Source organism: Rhodococcus sp. 27YEA6, assembly GCF_044908235.1.
In the GTDB taxonomy this organism is placed as follows: Bacteria; Actinomycetota; Actinomycetes; order Mycobacteriales; family Mycobacteriaceae; genus Rhodococcus_F; species Rhodococcus_F qingshengii.
The window spans coordinates 38,431-60,580 of the sequence record NZ_JBIYCY010000005.1; the positions used below are offsets into that span (position 1 = coordinate 38,431).

Genomic DNA, 22,150 nt, shown 5'->3' on the forward strand with positions numbered 1-22,150 from the left:
ACACCGCAGTTCGGTGTGTGTCCTGATCCTCCGATCTGTCTGGGAGTTGTCGTGATCGACGCTGCAAGCCGTATATTTGCCGACCGCCATGTCGGTCCGAACGCCGCGGAACTCGCGCGCATCCTCGAACTCGTCGGGGTCGATTCACTCGACGAACTGGCAACCAAGGCCGTTCCCTCCGTCATCCTCGACGCTGCCCCGAACGGCATCGCTGCCGGACTCGACGCTCTGCCGCTTCCGGTCGGAGAGCACGAGGCACTTGCCGAACTGACTGCACTCGCAGCCCAGAACACCGTCGCGACGTCGATGATCGGCCTCGGCTACTTCGACACGTTGACGCCGCCGGTGTTGTTGCGCAACATCATCGAGAACCCGGCCTGGTACACCGCGTACACCCCGTATCAGCCGGAGATCAGCCAGGGCCGTCTCGAAGCCCTCCTCAACTTCCAGACCATGGTCGCCGATCTCTCCGGCATGGAACTGGCAAACTCGTCGATGCTCGACGAGGCCACCGCCGCTGCCGAAGCCATGACGCTCCTGCGCCGCGCGAACCGCAGCAAGTCCCCACGATTTGTCGTCGACGCCGATCTCTACCCGCAGACCCTCGCCGTCATCGAGACTCGCGCCGAGCCGCTCGGAATCGAGATCGTCTCTGCGGACCTCACCGCTGGTCTTCCGGAAGGTGACTTCTTCGGCGTCCTCGCCCAGATCCCAGGTGCCTCGGGACGAGTCGTCGATTACACCTCGATCATCGCGGAAGCTCACGAGCGCGGCGCACTGGTTGCCGTCGGCGCAGACCTCCTCGCGATGACGCTCATCACCTCACCCGGTGAGCTCGGCGCGGATGCGTGCTTCGGAACCACCCAGCGTTTCGGTGTTCCCATGGGATACGGCGGACCGCACGCCGGTTACCTGGCCGTGCACTCCAAGCATGCGCGTCAGCTGCCCGGCCGCTTGGTCGGCGTCTCCATCGACGCCGACGGAGACAAGGCGTACCGCCTGGCGCTGCAGACACGTGAGCAGCACATTCGCCGAGAGAAGGCGACGTCCAACATCTGTACCGCTCAGGTGCTCCTCGCCATCCTCGCTGCGATGTACGCGAGCTACCACGGCGCCGAGGGACTCAAGGCGATTGCGTTGCGCGTCGCTGCCCGCGCACACGCGTTGGCAAACGGCCTGCGCGAAGGCGGCGTGACCGTCGTCCACGATTCGTTCTTCGACACCGTGCTCGCTCAGGTTCCGGGCAAGGCGGCCGACGTCGTCGCTGCGGCCAAGGAGTCCGGGATCAACCTGCGTCTGGTCGATGCCGATCATGTCGGTATCTCCTGCGACGAGGCCACGACCGCCGACCACGTCCTTGCCGTGCTCGACGCGTTCGGGATCGAGGATGCTGTTGTCGCCATCGAAGCCGAGGGCAATTCGGTTCCGGCTGCTCAGGGGCGCACCTCCGACTACCTGCAGCACGAAGCCTTCACCCGTTACCGTACGGAAACGGCAATGCTTCGCTATCTGCGCGCGCTGTCCGACAAGGACATCGCCCTCGATCGCAGCATGATCCCGCTGGGTTCGTGCACCATGAAGCTCAATGCCACCGCCGAGATGGAATCCATCACCTGGCCCGCGTTCAATGCGATCCATCCGTTCGCGCCCACGTCGGACGCACCCGGTCTGCTGAAGATCATCAAGGATCTCGAAGACTGGCTGGTCGCGGTCACCGGCTACGACAACGTCAGCCTGCAACCCAACGCCGGCAGCCAGGGGGAGTACGCGGGCCTGCTCGCGATCCGCAACTACCACCTCAGCCGGGGCGACGACCACCGCGACACCTGCCTCATTCCGTCGAGTGCTCACGGCACCAACGCGGCTTCTGCCGTCATGGCCGGGATGCGCGTCGAGGTTGTCGCCTGCCGTCCCAACGGTGACGTCGACGTCGACGATCTGCGCGCGAAGATCGCCGATCACGCCGAGCGTCTCGCCGCGATCATGATCACCTACCCTTCAACACACGGTGTCTACGAGCACGAGATCTCCGACATCTGTGCAGCGGTACACGACGCCGGTGGCCAGGTGTACGTCGACGGCGCCAACCTCAATGCGCTTGTCGGCCTTGCCCGTCCGGGCCGATTCGGCGGCGACGTCAGCCACCTGAATCTGCACAAGACCTTCTGCATCCCGCACGGCGGCGGCGGACCCGGCGTCGGCCCGATCGGTGTGCGCTCACACTTGACGCCGTTTTTGCCCGGACACCCGATGGCCCCCGAACTCGGTGGTGGAGGAACGATCTCGGCAGCGCCGTACGGCAGTGCGTCCATTCTGCCCATCACCTGGACCTACATCCGGATGATGGGTGCTGCGGGCCTGCGCCGCGCCAGCCTGACCGCCATCGCGTCGGCCAACTACATCGCGCGTCGACTCGACGAGTACTTCCCGGTTCTCTACACCGGCGAGAACGGCATGGTCGCGCACGAGTGCATCCTCGACCTCCGGGGGTTGACCAAGGACACCGGCGTCACCGTCGACGACGTCGCAAAGCGTCTGGCCGACTACGGTTTCCATGCTCCGACCATGAGCTTCCCCGTGGTCGGCACACTGATGGTCGAGCCCACCGAGAGCGAGAACCTCGAAGAGATCGACGAGTTCTGCGAGGCGATGATCGCCATTCGCGGCGAAATCGATCGCGTCGGAGCGGGCGAGTGGACGGTGGAGGACAACCCGCTACGCGGTGCTCCCCACACTGCGGGAAGCATTGCAGCGCAGTGGGATCACCCGTACTCGCGTGAGATCGCCGTCTTCCCGCGTGGCAAGGCTCGCCCGAAGGTGTGGCCGTCCGTGCGTCGTATCGACGGTGCACATGGCGACCGCAACCTGGTCTGCTCCTGCCCGCCGATCGAAGCGTTCGCAGGCAACTAAGGCGTGTGCCCGCCGGAGATCATCACCTCTCGCGTACGAGTTCGAGAACAGTGATCTCCGGCGGGGCGCCGACGCGTACCGGCGGACCCCAAGCCCCGGCGCCACGCGTCGTGTACAGCACTGTGTTTCCGACCCTGTCCAAGCCTTGCACCGAAGGCTGCTGCAGCGGAACGAGATACCGCAGCGGCCACATCTGACCGCCGTGAGTGTGCCCGGACAGTTGCAGATCGATACCCATCTCGGATGCCTCGATCGCTTGACGCGGTTCGTGCGCGAGAAGCAAGGCGAAAGTATTCGGATCGCGACCTGCGAGCGCGGCAGTCAGGTTCGGCTCGTACGGGGCCGGCGACGTGTAGTCGTGGATGCCCACGATGTCGATGGTATCGCCGCCATGCTGGATCGAGGTGCGGCTGTTGCGAAGTGTGGTGATCCCCAATGTCTCCCACACGTCGAGCCATTTGCCGCCGTCGTCGGCGTAGAACTCGTGGTTTCCGCTGACTCCGAAGATTCCGTCGGGCGCCCGAAGATCGGCGAGCGGAGCAAGATCGGGAGCAACTTTCGCGACGGTTCCGTCCACGAGGTCGCCGCCGATCGCGATCAGATCGACATTCTGCGAGTTCACGATATCGACCACCTTGCGGGTGAAGTCGACCCCGCGGGCCGGTCCCACGTGCAGGTCGGTGATCAAGGCGATCCGGTATTCGTTGAAGCCCTCAGGTAGGCGAGCGAGCGGCACGCGGACGCGGGAAATCTTGGGGCCCGACGCCTCGTAGACGCCGTAGCCGGCGGTGCCGATCGCCGCGAGAGTGACTGCTGCTGTAGCCAACTGCAACGTACGACGCTTGGCTGGGTCGACTTCGGTCGTGGTATCCGTGTGGCGTGCACGTAGTCGACCGATCCCGGCGAACAGGCCGATCACGAGCAGTCCGGGAATCAGATACAGCCACGAAGCCAGCCAGACCCATCCGACAAATCCGATCGGTCGCGCCCAGGACGTCGAGAAGACTTCGCCGCTGCCGACCCCGACGAGCGTCGAGACCGCCAAGACGACAAGCGCAGTGTCGGCGAGACGAGCCCATCGCCTCGGGATGCCGGTGGCGCGAACGAGTCGGCGATGCAGGAACCAGGTCAGAAGGGCGAGAAGGACTGCAAAAACCGCGACGCGCCCCATCAGGACAGCATCTTGGTCACTGCGGCCGCGAGAGCGGGGTCGGACGTCGAATCGACCCGAACCAATGTGCCGCCCGTCCGATCCGAGACGTCTTGGAGTGTGGAGACGTCGTCGCCCGCACCGACGACGATCACGTCGACCTGTACCGGACGCGACGGATTGCCCGCAGCGGCGATCGCGCTGAGCAGTTCGGCTCGCGTCGTGGTGGATTCGTCAGGCGTACTCGAGGTGATCAGCAGCACCGAGTTGACTCGCCCCGCGTCGAAACCGTCCACGGCGGCTTTGTAGGAGCTGGCAAGCGCCGGGTATTTGGAGGTCTTTCCGCCGGCCCGAAGCCCGTTGAGGAAATCGGTGATCGTGGCACGCCGATTCGGCTCGGACAGTGAACCGCCCGGAACCAGGATGCGCTCGGACGGTTTTCCGTCGGTGCCCGTGCTGAACTCGCGAAGGCCGATGTCCGAAGCGTCAGGGCTGCGACCCAATTGGGTATTCACCGCCGAGGCAACGTTCGCCAAGCGGGTAGTGCCACCGTCGTCGGTACCCATCGACGCCGACGTGTCCATCAGGATGGTGGCACTACGCGGCGAGACCGGGTTGGCGACTATGTCACCGAGCGCCGCTGCGGTCTCCGCCGAAGCCGGTTTCAACGTGGACGAGATCTTGGCCGGGGACACCGCCCCGAGATCGGGAAGGTCTTGGCCCTCGACCCGGAAACCGGCGCCGACGAACAACTGCGACTGATTCGGCTCACGCATGAAATCGGCAAACTGTGCCGCTGCGCGCGACGCGGTTTCGTCGATCCCGCTGCCCGAGACGATGACCGCCGGATAGTCCGCGACTGGCGTTGCGCCGGCGGGAGAGTACGTCGTCATCGCCGCGTTCGCGCTCTGCGCTATCGACTGTTCCGTGGCCGGAACGGCTTTCACCGAATCCGGTGTTCCGGCGCTCAGTGCTCCGAGGGCTTCGGCGGTGGACGAGGGGGGAGTCGGCAAGGATTGGAACTGCAACGCCCGTGCACTGAGCGCAGCGTTGACCTGAGCGGACTTCGCCTGATCCGACGTGACCGGACCGGCACCCGCATCGGCGACGTCGGCAGCGATCGCCTGTGCAGCCATCGAGGTTTCGGTACTTCCGACCGGCAGGGCGACCGTCAGATCGGAAGGCAAAGACTTCCAACTCGATGCTGCGCCGGCCAATGCTGCCGCGGTCTCGGGACCGGCTGCCAGAACGATCGGGGAACTCGCGAGCGAGCGAGGATCACCGTTGATCACGGCCTTGCCCGACAGTGGCGCGAGTTCGAACGAACTCGTCGGGATCCACAGGGAGGGACGTGGTCCCAATGCTGCGTCGTCCCAGGGGGCCGCCGGACCGGCTTCGAGTGCCGTCGAGACCGACGCGGACGGCGCACCGTGCACCACGACGGCGATGCAGTGATCACGCACCACCGGCGAGGTCTGGGTGTACCGCTTCGCCAGTTCCGCGACCTGTGGGGCTATGGACGGATCCGCGGTGACGTCGAGTGTCTTGTTGCCCTCGACGCACGTACCGGCTGCCTGCTGTCCCTGATCGTCGATCCGGTTGCTGAGGGCCTTCCATCCGAAGAAGCCTGCCACGATCAAGACGATCAGCACGACGACGAGAATCGGCCCCTTACTGATACCTCTGGCGCCTGACCCGCCGCGATGTTCGCCCACGTACCTTGCCCTACCTTGGTCACTCGAAGAATGTCTGTTGAACGGACTGTGTCCTCGGCCAGTCTAGTGACGAAACTTCGGGGCCTACGCGAACAGCCTCGACACCGGGAGCGGTGCCGAGGCTGTTCGGGTTCAGCTTCGAGTTCGAAGAAGGTGAAATCAGGCGTTGGCGGCCTTGTACTCGCGGCGGCGGCGATGCAGGATCGGCTCCGTGTATCCGCTGGGCTGCTTCGCGCCTTCGAGGATGAGTTCCTTGGCAGCCTGGAACGCGATGTTGGAATCGAAATCAGGTGCCATGTTGCGGTACTCGGCGTCGCCCTCGTTCTGACGGTCGACAACCGGGGCCATGCGCTCGAGTGCACTGACAACGTCGCTCTCGCTGACGATGCCGTGACGCAGCCAGTTGGCGAGTAGCTGGCTCGAGATGCGCAGCGTGGCGCGATCCTCCATGAGCGCGACATCGTGGATGTCGGGAACCTTGGAGCAGCCGACGCCCGCGTCGATCCAACGGACCACGTAGCCGAGGATGGACTGGCAGTTGTTGTCGAGCTCTTCCTTCTTCTCCGCGTCCGTCCAGTCGGTGCTGGGAGCGAGCGGGATGGTCAGGATGTCGTCGACGCTCGCACGCGGCTTTCCCTTCAGGCTGTCCTGAACAGCGAACACGTCGACGCGGTGGTAGTGCGTCGCGTGCAGCGTTGCGCCGGTCGGCGAAGGTACCCACGCGGTGTTGGCGCCGGCCTTGGGGTGACCGATCTTCTGCTCGAGCATGTCCGCCATCAACTCGGTCATGGCCCACATGCCCTTGCCGATCTGAGCCTTGCCCTGCAGACCGCAGGCCAGACCGGTGTCGACGTTCCAGTCCTCGTAGGCGCCGATCCACTTCTGCTTCTTCATCTCGGCCTTGCGCACCATCGCGCCGGCTTCCATGGAGGTGTGGATCTCGTCGCCGGTGCGGTCGAGGAAGCCGGTGTTGATGAACACCACGCGGTCGACGGCTTCCTTGATGCAGGCGGCGAGGTTGACCGTCGTACGACGCTCCTCGTCCATGATGCCGACCTTGAGCGTGTTCTCCGGAAGCCCGAGGACCTGCTCGACACGGCCGAACAGTTCGGTGGTGAAGGCAACTTCCTCGGGACCGTGCTGCTTGGGCTTGACGATGTAGATCGAGCCGGTGCGGCTGTTGTCGAGCGGTCCGTTGGCGTCACTGATCGAGAGGCCGTGCACTGCACAGGCACTGGTGATCAAGGCGTCGAGGATGCCCTCGGGGACCTCGTTGCCGTCGGCGTCGAGGATCGCGGGGTTGGTCATGAGGTGACCGACGTTGCGGACGAACAGGAGCGAACGACCGTGCAGGCTGAGTTCGCTGCCGTCGACTGCGGTGTACTTACGGTCGCCGTTGAGCGTGCGGGTGAAGGACTTGGCGCCCTTCTTGATCTCCTCGGACAGGTCACCACGGTTGAGACCCAACCAGTTTCGGTAGCCGACAACCTTGTCGTCGGCGTCGACAGCGGCGACAGAGTCCTCGAAGTCCATGATCGTGGTGACGGCGGATTCGAGAACGACGTCCTTGACGCCGGCGGCGTCGGTGCTGCCGATCGGGGAGGACGCGTCGATCTGGATCTCGGCGTGCAACCCGTTGTTGAGCAGCAGGATGCTCGTCGGTGCGTCCTTCTCGCCGAGGTAGCCGACGAACTTCTCCGGCTGGGCGAGCGTGGTGACAGCACCGTCTGCCAACGTGATCTTCAGTTCACTGCCGTCGACAACGTACTTGGTTGAATCTGCATGCGATCCCGACGCGAGAGGTGCTGCCGCATCGAGGAATTCACGCGCCCAGGCGATGACCTTGTCGCCGCGGACCTTGTTGTAGCCGGAACCCTTCTCGGCGCCGTTCTCCTCGGAGATGGCGTTGGTGCCGTACAGCGCGTCGTACAACGAACCCCAGCGGGCGTTGGACGCGTTGAGTGCGAAGCGCGCGTTGAGGATCGGCACGACCAACTGCGGGCCGGCCGTCGAGGTGATCTCGGTGTCGACGTTCGCGGTGGTGACCGAGAACTCGGCAGGCGTCGGCAGGAGGTAGCCGATTTCCTGCAGGAACGCCTTGTACGCGGCGGCGTCGATGGGAGCGCCGGCGTGATCGCGATGCCACTGATCGATCTGAGCCTGCAGATCGTCACGCTTGGCAAGCAAGTCGCGGTTCTTCGGTGCGAGCTCGGTGATGACCTTGTCGGCGCCGGCCCAGAACGTTTCGGCGTCTACACCGGTGCCGGGAAGAGCCTCCTCGACCACGAAGTCGTAGAGAACCTTGGCAACCTGAAGACTGCCGACCTGAACGCGCTCAGTCATGAATAGCCTCACTTTTCCGAAAGCGGAGCATCACATATGGATGCCATGAACCAACATCAATGTTACCTGGGAGTATTCCCACCGCTGTCCGCGCCCTGAGCTGCGATAATCGGGCGCGAAGAGCTGAAACGATCAAGTGAAATTCGTTCTGTCTAGAGTTTGCGCGCGGAAATCTCGAAACCAGCCGCGCGTAGACGCTCGACCAGGACGTCGCCGAGCGCTGTCGCTGGAGTCAAAACGCCGGTGGCCGGGGGAAGAGCCTTTTGGTCCTTCGCCAACGACAACGCAGATTCGCCGAGCATTACCGCCGTCGCGCTGTATCCCGGGTCGCCCTTCGCCTTCACTCGTGATGTGTATCGGGCGCCGGTCGTGGTCGTGGTGAACACGTCGAGCGTGAAGTGGCCCTTCTTCTGGGTGCTCTCGCTCGGACCTTCACCGGGAGCCGGCAAGACCTTGTCGAGAAGGAAACGTGTCGGAGGTAGAGCGAGTCCGGCGACCAGCGCGCCGAGGCCGACCGCCACGCCGCCCGCAATCACCGGTGACACCACCGATGAGCCGACGCTCATCACCTCGCTGTACTTGAACTTCTTGCCGTACGCCCACTCTCGGAGCGCATTGCTGCGACGGACGACTCGTGTGTTGTACGACGCCATCACGAACGGCGCTTTCCACCCCTTCAACGACGGATCGATCTTCTTGCCGTCGATTACGCTCACGTCGCTCTGGCGTCCGAGTTCGGGCTCCCGATCACGATCGGGGCTCAGCGAGTACGGCGAGGCAGCAAGTTTCCGCAGGCGCGCATCGTCTTTCGACACGTCGATTTGGTTGCGAAGCGAATCGATGGTGCCACCGCTCACGCCGCCGCGCAGGGCCGTGACCACCAGGGTGGTGTCGGTGAGCTCGCCGGCGCCGTCGGCGGCGACCTTCTCGTGCAGGACGTGAACTCCGAGATCGGAAGGGATGGAATCGAATCCGCAGGAATGGACGATCTTGGCACCGGTCGAGACCGCCAGCTCATGGTTGTCGTCGATGCTCTCGCGGTGGAACAGCACCTCACCGGTCAGGTCGACGTAATGAGTTCCGGCGGAGGCGCATTCGTGAACAAGGGCGTGGCCGTACTTGGCATACGGGCCGACCGTGGTGGCGACGACCCGGGTTCGCTGGGCGAGTGCCTTCAGTGCGGTTGCGTCGTCGGCGTCGGCGATGATCAAGGGGAGATCGGCAGCGGCAGTACCCAGATCGGCGCGAGTGGCTGCCAACTTTTCGAGGGAGCGGCCACCGAGGCCGATCTTCGTGCCTTCGGGAGCATGTTTGACGAGGTAGTCGGCGAGAAGCTTACCGACGAAGCCGCTCGCTCCGTAGACGATGATGTCGAGTTCTCGGGCGGGCGAGGTTCCAGTCATGGAGCCAGCCTACAAACGAGTAGTCGAAAGTGATGTGACCGCGGTCACTCGGCGGGGAGGGGCTCCTTGACGACGAGGATCGGAGCCTCGACTTCGAGCAACAGGCGTTGCAGCGGGCGTTCGAGGAGGAACTTGCCGATGGGGGACATCCGGCGTGTTCCGACGATCAGGAGATCGACACCCGCGTCGTGGACCAGGTCGACGAGCGCGGTAACCGGATCGCCGTCGTGCTCGGTGGTGCGCAGATCCCACTTCGTCTCCGAGAATCCACCGGCGTCGAGCGCTGACTGGATCTCGCCGCGAAGAGCGGCCCGATCGTCCTCGGTGTCTCCGAGGTTGACCGTGCCTCCGATGTTGACGTCGTCCAGGACGTGCAGAACCAGCAGTTCCTCGCTTCGACCCACGGATTCCCGTGCAGCGGCCACGATTGCGGCACGGCCTTCCGGGCTGTCCTTGTGTACGACGGCGATCGTCATGGTTCCTCCGAGTCGGTGAGCAGTGTCGGCTCCATTATCGCCTGCAATGCTGTGCTCTACCTGAAATGAGCTACTCGACACGGGGGTTTGGGGGTGACGAGATCGCCACATCGGGGCGGCTGGGTGCTGCCCATCACGAATGCGGCGTGCTGCCGATCACCACGGCGAAGGTTTGTAATCCTTGAGGAAGCAGCCGTGCAGGTCGACGCCCAGTTCACCCTGAACGATGGGGTCGTAGACGCGGGCGGCACCGTCGACGAGGTCGAGTGGTGCGTGAAAACCTTCGTCGGCCAACCGCATCTTGGTGAAGTGCGGGCGTTCGTCGGTGATCCAACCGGTGTCGACGGCGGTCATGAGGATGCCGTCGTCGAGCATTTCCTTGGAGCTGGTGCGGGTCAGCATGTTCAGTGCTGCCTTGGCCATGTTGGTGTGCGGGTGGCCAGGGCCCTTGTACGCGCGGCTGAACTGGCCTTCCATGGCGGAGACATTCACGACGTACTTGCGTCGTGCAGCTGCCGCGGCCATCGACGGGCGCAAGCGTGAAACGAGGATGAAGGGCGCGACCGAGTTGCAGAGCTGGACTTCGAGAAGCTCGATCGGATCGACCTCTTCGACGGTCTGAACCCAGCTGTTGGTGTGCGCGAGGTCGGGCAGCAGCCCGCCCGCGTCGATGGCGATGCCCTGCTCGATTCGATCGGGTGAAGCCGATTTGGCGACGAGGGCGAGTGAACTGACCGCGTCGGCGGAGAGATTTCCGGAGGTGATGCTTGCGACGTCCGACAGCGATCCGGCCAGAGCCGCGGGGTGAGCGTCGCTCGTCTTGCCGAAGGTCAGGACATCGGGCAGTTCACCGGCAGGCAGTGCGCCGGACTCGGCGTCCACCAAAGCGCCGTAAGCACCGGGGGAGCGTCGGACGGTTTGCGCGGCGTTGTTGATGAGGATGTCGAGTGGACCCTGTGCGGCAACGGAATCCGCGAGTGCAACAACCTGGGCGGGGTCGCGGAGGTCGATGCCGACGATGCGCAGACGGTGAATCCAGTCGTTGCTGTCTTCCATCGCTTTGAATCGGCGGATCGCGTCGTTGGGGAATCGTGTCGTGATGGTCAGATGTGCGCCGTCACGCAGCAGGCGCAACGCGATGTACATGCCGATCTTCGCGCGGCCGCCGGTCAGAAGTGCGCTTCGGCCGGTGAGATCAGTGCTGGCATCACGTTTGCTGCGGCTGGTGGCAGCGCATTCGGGGCACAGTTGGTGGTAGAAGGCGTCGACTGCGGTGTAGCGCTGCTTGCAGATGTAGCACGGCCGCGCCTTGATGAGCGTGCCGGCGGAGGCGCCGGCGGTGTTCGACTTGATCGGAATGCCTGCGGTCTCGTCGTCGATGCGATCGGGTGAACCGGTGGCAGTCGCAGCGACCACTTGGCGGTCGGCTTCGTTGACGGCTGCGCGCGAGGCGAGGCGACGCTTCTTCTTGAGTCGCTTGAACAGATGGCCGACAGCGCGCTGCATGGTGATCGAATCGGGATGCTCGTCGTCGAGTTCGGCGGCTTCGGAAAGGACCTTCAGGCAGATTTCGAGTTCTGCGGGGTCGAGTCCGGTGAGTTCGGCTCGAGCAGATTCTGAATCGGCTGTTTCCAGCGAATCTGCCTGCAGTGCATCCGACTTCTTGGTGTCTGTATCCACTTCGAACTTCTGTTCCATCTCGATCGCCGCTCGCGCGGACTGTTCCCTGGTGCGGGAACTTCGCCAATTACGAGAAAAGCTCCGGTTCGATGAACCGGAGCTTTTCCTGTCTGTCTCAACACAGAGTGTCCGAGGGGGGACTTGAACCCCCACGTCCGTTAATAGGACACTAGCACCTCAAGCTAGCGCGTCTGCCATTCCGCCACTCGGACTCGGCCCCGATTTCTCGGTGCTGGGAAAGAGTATCCGATGCCATCCCCAGGTCCCAAATCGCCCCACTGCTGTGCGCCTTTATTAACCGCCGGGGGTTAATAAAGGCGCACAGCAAAAAGACCCCAGCCTGATCAGGCTGGGGTCTTTCTGCTGTATTCGAGTGTCCGAGGGGGGACTTGAACCCCCACGTCCGTTAATAGGACACTAGCACCTCAAGCTAGCGCGTCTGCCATTCCGCCACTCGGACTCGGCCCCGATTTCTCGGTGCTGGGAAAGAGTATCCGATTAGGTGAGCTGCCCCAAATCGCCAGGTTGCGGGGCATTCCGGTCGCCCGCGTCGTTTGATTCGATGGTAGGAAAGTGGAATGACCACAACCCCGAATAATCCGAATCCGAGCAGAGCCGAAGCAGAAGTAGTCGAACTGGTCAGTTCCCTCATCCGCTTCGACACCTCGAACACGGGAGAACTCGAAACCACCAAAGGCGAGCGTGCGTGCGCGGAGTGGGTTGCCGCGCAGCTTCAAGAAGTCGGTTACGAGACGGAATACGTCGAGTCCGGAGCACCCGGCCGAGGAAATGTCTTTGCTCGCTTGAAGGGAGCCGAGTCGGGTCGTGGTGCGTTGATGCTTCACGGTCACCTCGACGTAGTTCCGGCCGAGCCCGCCGACTGGAGCGTCCATCCCTTTGCCGGCACCGTCCAGGACGGTTACGTCTGGGGGCGCGGCGCCGTGGACATGAAGGACATGGTCGGGATGATCCTGGCCCTCGCCAGACAGTTCAAGGCGGAAGGCGTCGTACCGCCGCGTGATCTGGTGTTCGCTTTCGTGGCGGACGAGGAAGCGGGCGGAAAGTACGGATGCCAGTGGCTGGTCGAGCACCGCCCGGATCTGTTCGAGGGAGTGACCGAGGCCGTGGGTGAGGTCGGCGGTTTCTCGCTGACGGTTCCGCGGCCTGACGGAACCGACCGCCGTCTCTACCTCGTGGAGACTGCGGAAAAGGGCCTCGGTTGGATGCGTCTGACTGCCAAGGGACGCGCCGGACACGGCTCCTTCCTCCACGACGACAACGCAGTCGCGACACTCGCCGGCGCGGTCTCGAGGCTCGCTGCCCACCAGTTCCCGATCGTGATCTCGGATTCGGTCGCGGAGTTCCTGACCGCCGTCGGCGAGGAGACCGGATTGGACTTCGATCCGGGATCACCCGACATCGACGGGACTCTCGCGAAGTTGGGGACGATCGCCAACATCATCGGGGCGACGTTCCGTGACACGGCGAACCCGACGATGCTCAAGGCCGGATACAAGGCGAACGTCATTCCGCAGACTGCCGAGGCGGTCTTCGACTGCCGCGTGCTGCCGGGACGGCAGGCCGAATTCGAGCGCACGGTGGACCAACTGATCGGTCCCGACGTGACCCGCGAGTGGATCACCAAGCTGGATTCGTACGAAACAACGTTCGACGGCCACCTCGTAGACGCCATGAACGAGGCGATCCTCGCCCACGATCCGGAGGCTCGCACAGTTCCGTACATGCTCTCCGGCGGAACCGACGCGAAGGCATTCGCGAAACTGGGCATTCGCTGCTTCGGCTTCGCACCTTTGCAGTTGCCGCCCGAGCTGGATTTCAGCGCGCTGTTCCACGGCGTCGACGAGCGAGTTCCGGTGGACGCACTACTGTTCGGGACACGTGTTCTGGAACATTTCCTGCTCAATTCCTGACGAGCACGTAGATAGATCCGTGAGCTCGACGCACATCGAGCTCTCTTGTCACAGAAAGGATTCGCATGGCGCACGATCCGTACGAACCATTGCCGAAGTTGCCGAGTTTCGAGCTGACCAGTGACGACATCACTGCGGGCCAGCCGCTGAAGCTTGCTCAGGCCAGTGGAGCCTTCGGTGTCCCCGGTGGCGAAGACATCTCACCGCAGCTCTCGTGGTCCGGCTTTCCGGCCGAGACGAAGAGCTTCGTCGTGACGGTGTTCGATCCGGACGCACCGACTGCGTCGGGGTTCTGGCACTGGGCCGTGGCGAACATCCCCGCTTCCGTCACCGAGCTCCCCGCCGGTGCCGGCGCGGCGGACAGCGATGTCCTGCCCGCCGGAACCGTCACCCTCCGCCACGACGGTGGTGGGTTCGGTTTCATCGGTGCAGGCCCGCCTCCCGGGCACGGTCCGCATCGCTACATCGTCGCGGTGCATGCCCTCGACGTGGAGACGCTCGACGGAGTCACCCCTGATTCGTCGCCGGCGTTCCTCGGTTTCAACGTGTTCCATCACGCGATTGCGCGTGCAACCCTGACCGGGACGTTCGAGGTCGAATAGTCACTTTGCTGTGCGCCTTTATTAACCGCGGGCGGTTAATAAAGGCGCACAGCAGTTTCTAGCGAGGGTTCTCAGCTCCCACAGCCTGGGCGATCGACGAGAAACCCGCTGCGCGGACCCGCTTGGCTATCCCCTTGTGGATGCTGCGAGCCCAGAACGGTCCGCCGTAGATGAAGCCGGTGTATCCCTGCACCAGTGTCGCGCCGGCGAGGATCCGTTCCCACGCCTGATCGGCCGTCTCGATACCGCCGACCGAGATGATGGTCATCTTGTCGCCCACTCGGGCGTACAGGCGCCGAAGTACTTCGAGTGAGCGCTCGGCGACCGGTGCACCGGACAGCCCGCCTGCGCCGAGTGCAGCTACCTCGGCGTCCGGGGTCTTCAAACCGTCGCGACGGATCGTGGTGTTGGTCGCGACGATTCCGGCAAGCCCGAGTTCGATTGCCAGATCGGCGACCGCGTCGACGTCCTCGTCCGAGAGGTCGGGCGCGATCTTCACCAGTACCGGCACGCTGACGGTGTCGAGCACGGCCTGCAGGATCGGGCGCAGTGATTCGACGGCCTGCAGATCACGGAGTCCGGGCGTGTTCGGCGAGCTGACATTCACGACCATGAAGTCGGCCAGCGGACCCAGAAGCTGCGCGCTGGCGGTGTAGTCGGCAGCGGCGTCGGCGGCTTCGACGATCTTGGTCTTGCCGATGTTGGCACCGATCGGGACCGTGACGCGGCGCTGTCGCAGGAAATTCGCCGCGTGACCAGCGCCGTGGTTGTTGAAGCCCATCCGGTTGATCAAAGCGCGGTCGGCCGGAAGACGGAAGAGACGCGGCGCGGGGTTACCGGGCTGAGCCTGGGCCGTCACTGTTCCGACCTCGGCGAAACCGAATCCCAACGGGCCCCAGGCGTCGACGCCGGTGGCGTCCTTGTCGAATCCTGCGGCGAGGCCGAGAGGTGCCGGGAACGTCAGACCGAATGCCTGACTCCGCAGAACCGGGTCGTCGACGACAAGGACTTTTGCGACCAGCCAGCGAAGGGGAGCGAACCGTGTCACCAGTTTCATCGCGGTGAAGGCAATGTGGTGGATGCGTTCCGGTGGGACCCGGAACATCAGGCTCAGCAGCAGTTGGTACACGATTCTCCAGCTCTTCGATGGTGTGATTTTGTCAGCGGTTTCGACAGCGGCGGGCCCTGGTCGTCTGTTGGACGATCAGTGCTGAATGCCGTCCGGATCGGTCACGTGCAGCGGCGTCTTCTTTCGCTTGAGGAGCACGCGACGACTGCCGTCGGGGTAGAGACGGACTCGGGAGAGTTCCCATCCGCCGAACTCGGCGGAGATCGCCAGACGCATCGACGCCGTGACCCGCGAAACGTTCGGCGGTAGTCGAAGGGGCACATAGTCGAACTTGTCGTCCGACGTCTCCCACTGCGCGGGGATCCCGCGCGTACGCTTTTCCATCAGTTCTCCCGTGACGGGATGACCTGCAGCCCGTCACCGGTTGCCGATCCGACGATCAGATTGCCGTTGGAAGAGTCTACGGCCAACGAATTCGGCTGTCGCACCGTCTTGAACCGTCCGGTCTCCACGGGGATGCCGGACGACAGATCGAAGCCGACCACTTCATTGGTCGCGGTCAGTGTCACCCACACCCGATCCGCGGCCTCGTCGTAGGCGACGGCGTACGGCGACTCGCCGACGGGGTAGCGCTGGTGCATCAGGAGCGGATCGGCAGTGAAGACGAGCAGTTCGTTCCCGGTGGTGTCGGTGACAAGGATGCGTCCGAAGCGATCGGTGGCCAGATGAGTTGCGCCCTCACCGGCGCGAAGAGCGACGCCGAGTTTGCCGTCTTCGAGATTGATCGCCGTCAGCGAGGTCTGACGGTGATCGAGGGCGCTCAGGTTGTCGCCGGTGACCGCGAGTTCGTCGACGGATGCGAATCCCGAAACCGTCTGTGACTGATCGGTCTTCGGGTCGACGATGTGAACTGAACCATTGTCCGTGCCGATCGCGATGCGGCCGTCGTTGAGTTCGACCGCTGAATTCGCCTGCCCGTCTACCGGGATGGACGTCCGTTCGCCCGAAGTCAGATTCAGCTTCACGACCTGGCGATCCATCGACAGAAGAGCGCTACCGTCAGAGCCGATCGAAACGTCGCGTACGTCGGAATCCAGGGCTGTCGGACGACCTGCAGAGGCGGGGTCGGCGCCGGCCAAACTGTCCGAAGGAACGACCAGCACCGATCGTGGGTCGTTGGCAACCAGAACAGCGCTGCGCGTGATCGGGTCGAATGTGATGGAATCGATCAGACCTGAATACGGGTGAACCACGCCGTCCGGGGTGCTGGTGGTGGCCGGTGAGACCGCTGCCGTTGCGGGATCGATCGTGATGAGGTCGTCTCCGCGATCTCCGGAAGAACATCCTGTGACCAGCAGAACCGCCGCCCCCATTGCTGCTGCAGTGGTGCGGATCCCTAGGCGAGCCATGTGTAGTTCCTCTTTTTCTTGTCATCTGTTCTTCACGCAGTGCGACTGTCATCGATCATCCCTGATCGCAGTCGGGCGCCGTTCATCGCGTCGAGGAACTACCGACCATTCCGCTCACACCCTTGACGCGATACCGTACGAACAGCGATTGCGGTTGACGCTGCAATCACCGAGGAGATCATTGTGATTCCCACAGAACCCACCGATTCCGGCGCGCAGTCGCCCGAACCGGCGCGGCCGGGCTTCGAGATCGAGGACCTCACCGTCGGCGCTCACGCACACGGTTTCGGCAGGTCCGACGGTCGAACTTTCGCGTTCCGCGTACGAAAGAGCATGCTGTTCGTCGAGGTATACGGCGAATACTGCGAGCACAGTGTGCCGACCCCTGCAGACGTTGTCGCCACCGCGGAGCGATCGGTGACCGACATCGATCTGACCGACGAGCGAAGCATCGCCGGTGTGGTCCGCGACGCAGTTCTGTCCACGGAGGCTGATTGGTCACAGCCCGGTCCCGGTGACGGAGTTCGCGAGGGAGACGGCCGCAGCCTGCCGACGGTGAGAGCCGTCCTGAACAGGCTGGGATCGATCATCGATTCTGTTCGGTGAATTCTCGGCGCGGGATGACCAGGGTTGCTCCGGTTGTCGGATGCGGGAACACCTCGACCGGATAACCGTAGACGCGGGTCAGAAGCTCTTCGTGCAACACCGATTCCGGGGGACCGTCAGCGGCGATGCGGCCGTTTTCGAGCACGACGATCCGATCCGCGTACGCCGCTGCCAACGCGAGGTCGTGCAAAACGACGACGACGGCATCGCCGTCCGCAGCGCGAGCGCGCGCCACGGACATCACCGCTTCCTGGTGTCCGAGGTCGAGAGCTGCAGTCGGCTCGTCCAGCAGGATGGTCGACGTTTCCTGTGCCAGTACCCGGGCCAGCGCGACCCGCGCTTGCTCGCCGCCGGACAGCACGGCGAACGGCCGATTGGCGAACCCCTCGACATCGCAGGTCTTCATCGCCGCGGTGATAGCAGCGCCGTCGCGGTCTTCTCGGCGAGTTCCGGTCCATGGCGCACGTCCCATACGAACCACCTGGCGAGCGCTGAACGAAAATCCGATGGTGTGTTTCTGGGGGAGCACCGCGCGTCGGCGCGCCATGTCGATCGGCGACCACTGAGTGAGGTCGGTGCCGTCAACGTCCACCCGCCCAGCGATGACGGGCTGATCACCGGCCAACGCCGCAAGAAGAGTCGACTTACCGGCGCCGTTCGGTCCGACGAGAACGACTAGCTCGCCTGCCCGGACTTCGATGGACACGCCTTCCAGAATCTGCCGACCACCGCGTTCGACTGTGATGTCGCGCGCCTCGAGGGTGACATCACCGACGGCTGGGCTCTTCGGTTCGGGGGTGACGCGGCCGAACAGTTCGCGCCAGTTTCTTACGAGGCTGCTCATGCCCACCCGCCCTGTTGCGCGCGCGTGCGTCGGAGAAGCCAGAAGAAGAAGGGGCCGCCCACCAGAGCGGTCAGCATTCCGAGGGGCAGGTCTGCGTTGTCGATCAGCGACCGCGAGCCCAGATCTGCGACAAGCAGAACCAGTGCGCCGGCGAGGGCGCTCGCCGGAATCAGCGCGCGGTGGCCAGGTCCGACGAGAATGCGCATCAGGTGCGGAACGACCAGGCCGACGAAGAGGATGATTCCCGTGAAGGCAACACTCGCCGAGACCAAGAGAGCGACGATCAGTACCGCGAACTGGCGAAGCCGTTCGACGTTGACGCCCAGATGACGGGCCGCGTGTTCACCGAGCGCCAGCAGGTCGAGACGTGGGGCGATCATCATGGTCGCGGCGATCCCGACGACGGTCATCGGCGCCACGATCAGGACTGCGTTCCAGGAAGCGCCGTTGAGTGAGCCGAGTTGCCAGAACACGATCTGATCGCGAGCGGACGGGCTGGCGACGAAGGTGAAGAACGCGATGAGCCCGCCGGCGAACGCGTTGATCGCGACGCCCGTCAGCACCAACGTCACTACTTCGGTTCGGCCTTCGTGCCGAGCCAGCAGGTAGACCGCCGCGGTGGTGACCAGCCCGGCGACGAACGCAGCCGCAGCAACGGCCCAGCCGGCCACGAACGTTCCCCCGACGACGATGACAGCACTCGCGCCAACTGCCGCGCCCGCAGACACTCCGATCACTCCGGGTTCTGCGAGCGGATTGGAGAACACACCCTGCAGGAGCGCACCGGAACATCCCAGCGCCGCGCCGACACAGATGGCGAGCACGACGCGGGGGAAACGAACCTCCCACAAAGTCACTTCACCGCTGGGATGGGCGGGCATCGGACCGAGGTCGAGCCCGATGCGATGCAGGATGCTGCCCAAAACCTCGAGAGGCGACGTCGGAACTTGGCCGATGCACGCCGACAGTACCGCGACGATCACCAGGGCGAGAGTCAAGCTGACCAGAACCGCACTCACCCGCGACCGCGACGCGGGGCCAGACGCCGACTTGTCGGCGCCCCCGACGTCGTGTGAATCCTCGGCTGCGGACACAGTCTTACCTGCTTCGGAACTACCTGTCTCTGTACTCACGAATCAGCACTCACGAATCTTTGCTCACGATCCACCGGGCTCGTAGATCGCTTCGGCGAGTGCCGCCATGACGCGTCCGGTGTTCGGCCCGAAGCTGAGCAGTACACCGTCCGCCATGTCGACTACTCGTTTGTTCTTTCCAGCCGGCGTCTGAGCGATGCCAGGGACCTTTTCGAGGCCGTCGATTCCGCCGATCGATGCCAATCCGTCCGTCATCATCAGCAGGGCGTCAGGCGCTGCGGCGATGAGCGCTTCGCTGGTGATGGGCACGAACTGTTGTGTGATGCCCGAGGCGGTTCCTGCATCGGTGGCGCCGAGTGCCTCGATCAAGGAATCTGCTCCGGACCCTTCACCGCCGATCATGGTGATGGCCGATCCGCGCATGTAGAGGAATGCGATTTTCAGTGGATCGCCCTCGGTGGGGACCAGGTCACGAGCTCCAGCGATTTCCGATTCGGTCCGGTCGACCAGCGCCGCGCCCTGGGCAGGGACGCCGAGCGCGTCGGCGACGGCCTGGAGTTGTCCTGGCACACCCTCGAGTGTTCGGGTCGGATCGAAGAAGACGACGGGAACACCGGCGGCGCGCAACTGATCCTGGACGCTCTTGGGCCCGATACTGGTGTCGGTGAGAACAACGGTGGGATTGAGGTCGAGAATTGCCTCGGTGTTGAGCGATTGGCCGCCGACCGTGACAACCGGCACGTCCGCGACCGCGGGGAACTTGGCGGCGGTGTCGCGGCCGACGAGATTGTCACCGAGGCCGAGCGCCACCGTCGTCGTCGCGAGCGTCCCGTAGCGGTCGGCCGCAACAATCCGGCTGTTGTCGGTGATGGTCACGTCGACGCCGTCGAAGCTCTTCACCGTCACGGGCAGTGTCGCGGTCGGGTTGTCGGACACGGGAACCGGGCTGGAATCTTCGAGTACCGCGGTCCTGGCACCCTGAGATGTCGTCGAAGTGTCGCTGGACCCGCAAGCCACCAGACCGAAACCGGCTGCTGCGACCAGAGCCGCCGCGGCCAAGCGCTTCATCATTTGACGAGGTAGCTCTCGATGTCGCCTTCGAGGTCGGCGAACAGGTCGCCGTTGAGGCGGTACGCCAGATTCACCTCGTCGATGAAACGCTGCTGTTCCTCGGCGGGAATCTGCAGTGCATCCAGATTCGAGCGGTAGTCGTCCTTGAAAGGCTTCGGCTTGGGGATGCCTTCGAAGATGTAGAAGCGAAGTCCGTCGGTCTCGAATCCGTAGGCGCGTTCGAGCATCCGGCGGATGATCTGTCCGCCCGAGAGATCGCCCATGTACCGAAGGTAGTGATGTGCGACGAAGCCGGCAGGCCAATCGAACGCCACCTCCTTCAGGCGGGCGATGTAACGCTCGGTTGCCGGCAGGGCCACGAGTTCGTCGCGCCAGTTCGGTCCGCCGAGGAACTCGAGATCGGCTTCGAGTGAAGCCACGCGCAACAGATCCTCGGACAGGAACGGGGCGACCAACTCGTTGTCGGCGTGTGTGCGGCCGGCCTCTTCGAGGCTCGTGTAGACGAGGTACGTCTGTCCCAGAAGTGCGGCGTAGCCAGCCGTGGTCAGCTCACCGCCGAGTAGTGCGCCTACGAATCGCGACTGCTCCGTCTCGCGGTGTGCTGCGTCCGTCTCGGTCTTGATTCGTTCGGAGAACGCTGGGCCTGCGTCTGCGGAAAGGCTGTCTACGTCGAGCGTGGTCATTGATTCTCCTGAGGCTGTAGTCAAGCGTTGCCTACTAGGTTAGCCTGCCCTCGCCAACACGATACCTCCGGTATTTCGATCAGCGGGACAGATCAAGCGCTCACATCGTCGAGAGCCGCGGCAATCGCTTTCGGAAGTTCCAATTCTTCGGTTGCCAGTACTCCTGTCAACTGGGCGAGATCACGCGTGCCGACGACGGCGCTGGCCACCCCGGCGCGATCGCGCGCCCAGGCCAGTGCCACCGCCAGTGGGGAAGTACCCAGACCGTCGGCAGCGGTAACGACTGCGTCGACCACCCGGATCGAGGAATCGGTCAGATAGCTCTGCACATCCTGCGAATGTGCTTCGTCGGCGCCGCGGGAATCGACGGGAATGCCGTCGCGGTACTTGCCGGTCAGCACACCGCCAGCGAGGGGTACTGCGGCGAACACTCCGACGCCGTGATGGGCCGCCGCTGCGAACAATTCTTCCTCGACGCCGCGTGCGAGCAACGAGTACTCGGCCTGCGTCGCGGCGAGTGTTGTTGCGCCACCGGCTCCTACGGCCGTCGCGAGCTGCCAGCCGAGGTAGCCGCGAACTCCGACGTACCGCACCTTGCCGCTCGAGACGGCGTAGTCGAGGGTTGCTGCAACCTCGTCGACAGGCGTGAGCGGATCCCAGGTTGCGACCTGCCACATGTCGAGGAAGTCGGTTCCGAGTTCACGAAGAGTCGCGTCGAGCTGGCGGAGCAATCCGCGCCGCGAGCAGTCGACGCGGTCGGTGCCGATCGGTGTGGGGTCGATGCCGGCGCTCGAGCTGATGATGAGTTCGTCACGTGGAACGACGTCGTCGAGCAACTCGGCGAGGATTCGTTGCGCCGCACCGGCGCCGTAGGCGGGCGAGGTGTCGACCAGGGTTCCGCCGGCCTCGGCGAACGCGAGTAGCTGCGCAGCAGCCTCGTCGCCGTCCGTGTCGCGTCCCCATGTCAGTGTGCCGAGCCCAAGTCGCGAGACCCGAAGTCCGCTCGTTCCGACAGATCTGTGCTTCATAACCGCCTGCATCTCGCGCCCGACTCGTGTGCGCAAGTGCGGCACCCGAGAGATCTCACCACGTGCAGACTAGTAGGCGCTCGCCTCGAGTCGGGGTATTCGGACACGGACGTGCCGGGCGCGGCGCGGCGCCGTG

General features: G+C 64.1%; 18 protein-coding genes and 2 tRNA genes. 4 read left to right on the top strand and 16 right to left on the bottom strand.

The genetic code is table 11. The annotated features are described in order from the left end of the window. Nucleotides 1-51 precede the first annotated feature (51 nt). A complete protein-coding gene (gcvP, locus tag ABH939_RS15215) occupies nt 52-2,910 on the top strand; it encodes an aminomethyl-transferring glycine dehydrogenase (RefSeq protein ID WP_404649775.1) in 2,859 nt (952 codons plus the stop codon). A gap of 22 nt (nt 2,911-2,932) precedes the next feature. On the opposite strand, the gene ABH939_RS15220 is transcribed toward gcvP, so the two are convergent. The 8 genes from ABH939_RS15220 to ABH939_RS15255 form a co-directional block, all read right to left on the bottom strand. Beyond that, nucleotides 2,933-4,081: a metallophosphoesterase gene (locus tag ABH939_RS15220; protein ID WP_404649776.1), complete on the bottom strand. Its 1,149-nt coding sequence runs from the start codon at nt 4,079-4,081 to the stop codon at nt 2,933-2,935. Next, on the bottom strand, nt 4,081-5,775 hold the full coding sequence (locus tag ABH939_RS15225; RefSeq protein ID WP_404649777.1) for a VWA domain-containing protein: 1,695 nt from the start codon (nt 5,773-5,775) through the stop codon (nt 4,081-4,083). Before ABH939_RS15225 ends, ABH939_RS15220 begins: the two co-directional genes overlap by 1 nt. Before the next feature lie 159 nt (nt 5,776-5,934). Further along, a complete protein-coding gene (locus tag ABH939_RS15230) occupies nt 5,935-8,118 on the bottom strand; it encodes a malate synthase G (protein WP_404649778.1) in 2,184 nt (727 codons plus the stop codon). 152 nt (nt 8,119-8,270) lie between these two features. Beyond that, nucleotides 8,271-9,521 carry a trans-acting enoyl reductase family protein gene (locus tag ABH939_RS15235; RefSeq protein ID WP_042451005.1) on the bottom strand — a complete coding sequence of 417 codons (1,251 nt, stop codon included), beginning with the start codon at nt 9,519-9,521 and terminating at the stop codon, nt 8,271-8,273. 44 nt (nt 9,522-9,565) lie between these two features. Continuing rightward, the gene (locus tag ABH939_RS15240) at nt 9,566-9,997 is read right to left on the bottom strand and encodes a universal stress protein (RefSeq protein WP_003946198.1); all 432 of its coding nucleotides are present in this window, start codon (nt 9,995-9,997) and stop codon (nt 9,566-9,568) included. Nucleotides 9,998-10,153: 156 nt separating this feature from the next. Continuing rightward, nucleotides 10,154-11,695, bottom strand: coding sequence for an SDR family NAD(P)-dependent oxidoreductase (locus ABH939_RS15245; RefSeq protein WP_391591223.1), 1,542 nt, complete (start codon nt 11,693-11,695; stop codon nt 10,154-10,156). Between the two features lie 108 nt (nt 11,696-11,803). Continuing rightward, a tRNA-Leu gene (locus tag ABH939_RS15250) sits at nt 11,804-11,889 on the bottom strand. A gap of 162 nt (nt 11,890-12,051) precedes the next feature. Next, nucleotides 12,052-12,137, bottom strand: a tRNA-Leu gene (locus ABH939_RS15255). A gap of 118 nt (nt 12,138-12,255) precedes the next feature. On the opposite strand from ABH939_RS15255, the gene ABH939_RS15260 reads away from it, so the two are divergent. Both ABH939_RS15260 and ABH939_RS15265 read left to right on the top strand, forming a co-directional pair. Continuing rightward, the gene (locus ABH939_RS15260) at nt 12,256-13,608 is read left to right on the top strand and encodes a M20/M25/M40 family metallo-hydrolase (RefSeq protein ID WP_003946170.1); all 1,353 of its coding nucleotides are present in this window, start codon (nt 12,256-12,258) and stop codon (nt 13,606-13,608) included. Nucleotides 13,609-13,673: 65 nt separating this feature from the next. Next, a complete protein-coding gene (locus tag ABH939_RS15265; RefSeq protein WP_007733394.1) occupies nt 13,674-14,210 on the top strand; it encodes a YbhB/YbcL family Raf kinase inhibitor-like protein in 537 nt (178 codons plus the stop codon). Between the two features lie 58 nt (nt 14,211-14,268). On the opposite strand, the gene ABH939_RS15270 is transcribed toward ABH939_RS15265, so the two are convergent. The 3 genes from ABH939_RS15270 to ABH939_RS15280 form a co-directional block, all read right to left on the bottom strand. After that, nucleotides 14,269-15,339, bottom strand: a complete 1,071-nt coding sequence (locus ABH939_RS15270; protein WP_003946149.1) for a quinone-dependent dihydroorotate dehydrogenase — start codon at nt 15,337-15,339, stop codon at nt 14,269-14,271. A 75-nt stretch (nt 15,340-15,414) separates the two neighbouring features. After that, the gene (locus ABH939_RS15275) at nt 15,415-15,663 is read right to left on the bottom strand and encodes a DUF5703 family protein (protein ID WP_003946171.1); all 249 of its coding nucleotides are present in this window, start codon (nt 15,661-15,663) and stop codon (nt 15,415-15,417) included. Beyond that, nucleotides 15,663-16,688: a hypothetical protein gene (locus tag ABH939_RS15280; RefSeq protein ID WP_064688177.1), complete on the bottom strand. Its 1,026-nt coding sequence runs from the start codon at nt 16,686-16,688 to the stop codon at nt 15,663-15,665. The genes ABH939_RS15275 and ABH939_RS15280 overlap by 1 nt, the downstream gene beginning before the upstream one ends. A gap of 183 nt (nt 16,689-16,871) precedes the next feature. On the opposite strand from ABH939_RS15280, the gene ABH939_RS15285 reads away from it, so the two are divergent. After that, nucleotides 16,872-17,294 (top strand): hypothetical protein, encoded by a 423-nt coding sequence (locus ABH939_RS15285; protein WP_007733387.1) that lies wholly within the window; start codon nt 16,872-16,874, stop codon nt 17,292-17,294. On the opposite strand, the gene ABH939_RS15290 is transcribed toward ABH939_RS15285, so the two are convergent. The 5 genes from ABH939_RS15290 to ABH939_RS15310 form a co-directional block, all read right to left on the bottom strand. After that, nucleotides 17,275-18,138 carry a heme ABC transporter ATP-binding protein gene (locus ABH939_RS15290; protein ID WP_007733386.1) on the bottom strand — a complete coding sequence of 288 codons (864 nt, stop codon included), beginning with the start codon at nt 18,136-18,138 and terminating at the stop codon, nt 17,275-17,277. The two genes, ABH939_RS15285 and ABH939_RS15290, sit on opposite strands and share 20 nt — an antisense overlap. Further along, the gene (locus ABH939_RS15295) at nt 18,135-19,232 is read right to left on the bottom strand and encodes an iron ABC transporter permease (protein ID WP_030537529.1); all 1,098 of its coding nucleotides are present in this window, start codon (nt 19,230-19,232) and stop codon (nt 18,135-18,137) included. The genes ABH939_RS15290 and ABH939_RS15295 overlap by 4 nt, the downstream gene beginning before the upstream one ends. Before the next feature lie 63 nt (nt 19,233-19,295). Next, on the bottom strand, nt 19,296-20,303 hold the full coding sequence (locus ABH939_RS15300) for a hemin ABC transporter substrate-binding protein (protein ID WP_042450998.1): 1,008 nt from the start codon (nt 20,301-20,303) through the stop codon (nt 19,296-19,298). Further along, complete coding sequence (locus ABH939_RS15305; protein ID WP_003946162.1) at nt 20,300-20,986, bottom strand: heme oxygenase (biliverdin-producing); 687 nt, start codon at nt 20,984-20,986, stop codon at nt 20,300-20,302. The genes ABH939_RS15300 and ABH939_RS15305 overlap by 4 nt, the downstream gene beginning before the upstream one ends. 92 nt (nt 20,987-21,078) lie before the next feature. Beyond that, complete coding sequence (locus ABH939_RS15310; RefSeq protein WP_003946175.1) at nt 21,079-22,014, bottom strand: aldo/keto reductase; 936 nt, start codon at nt 22,012-22,014, stop codon at nt 21,079-21,081. Nucleotides 22,015-22,150: the final 136 nt, after the last annotated feature.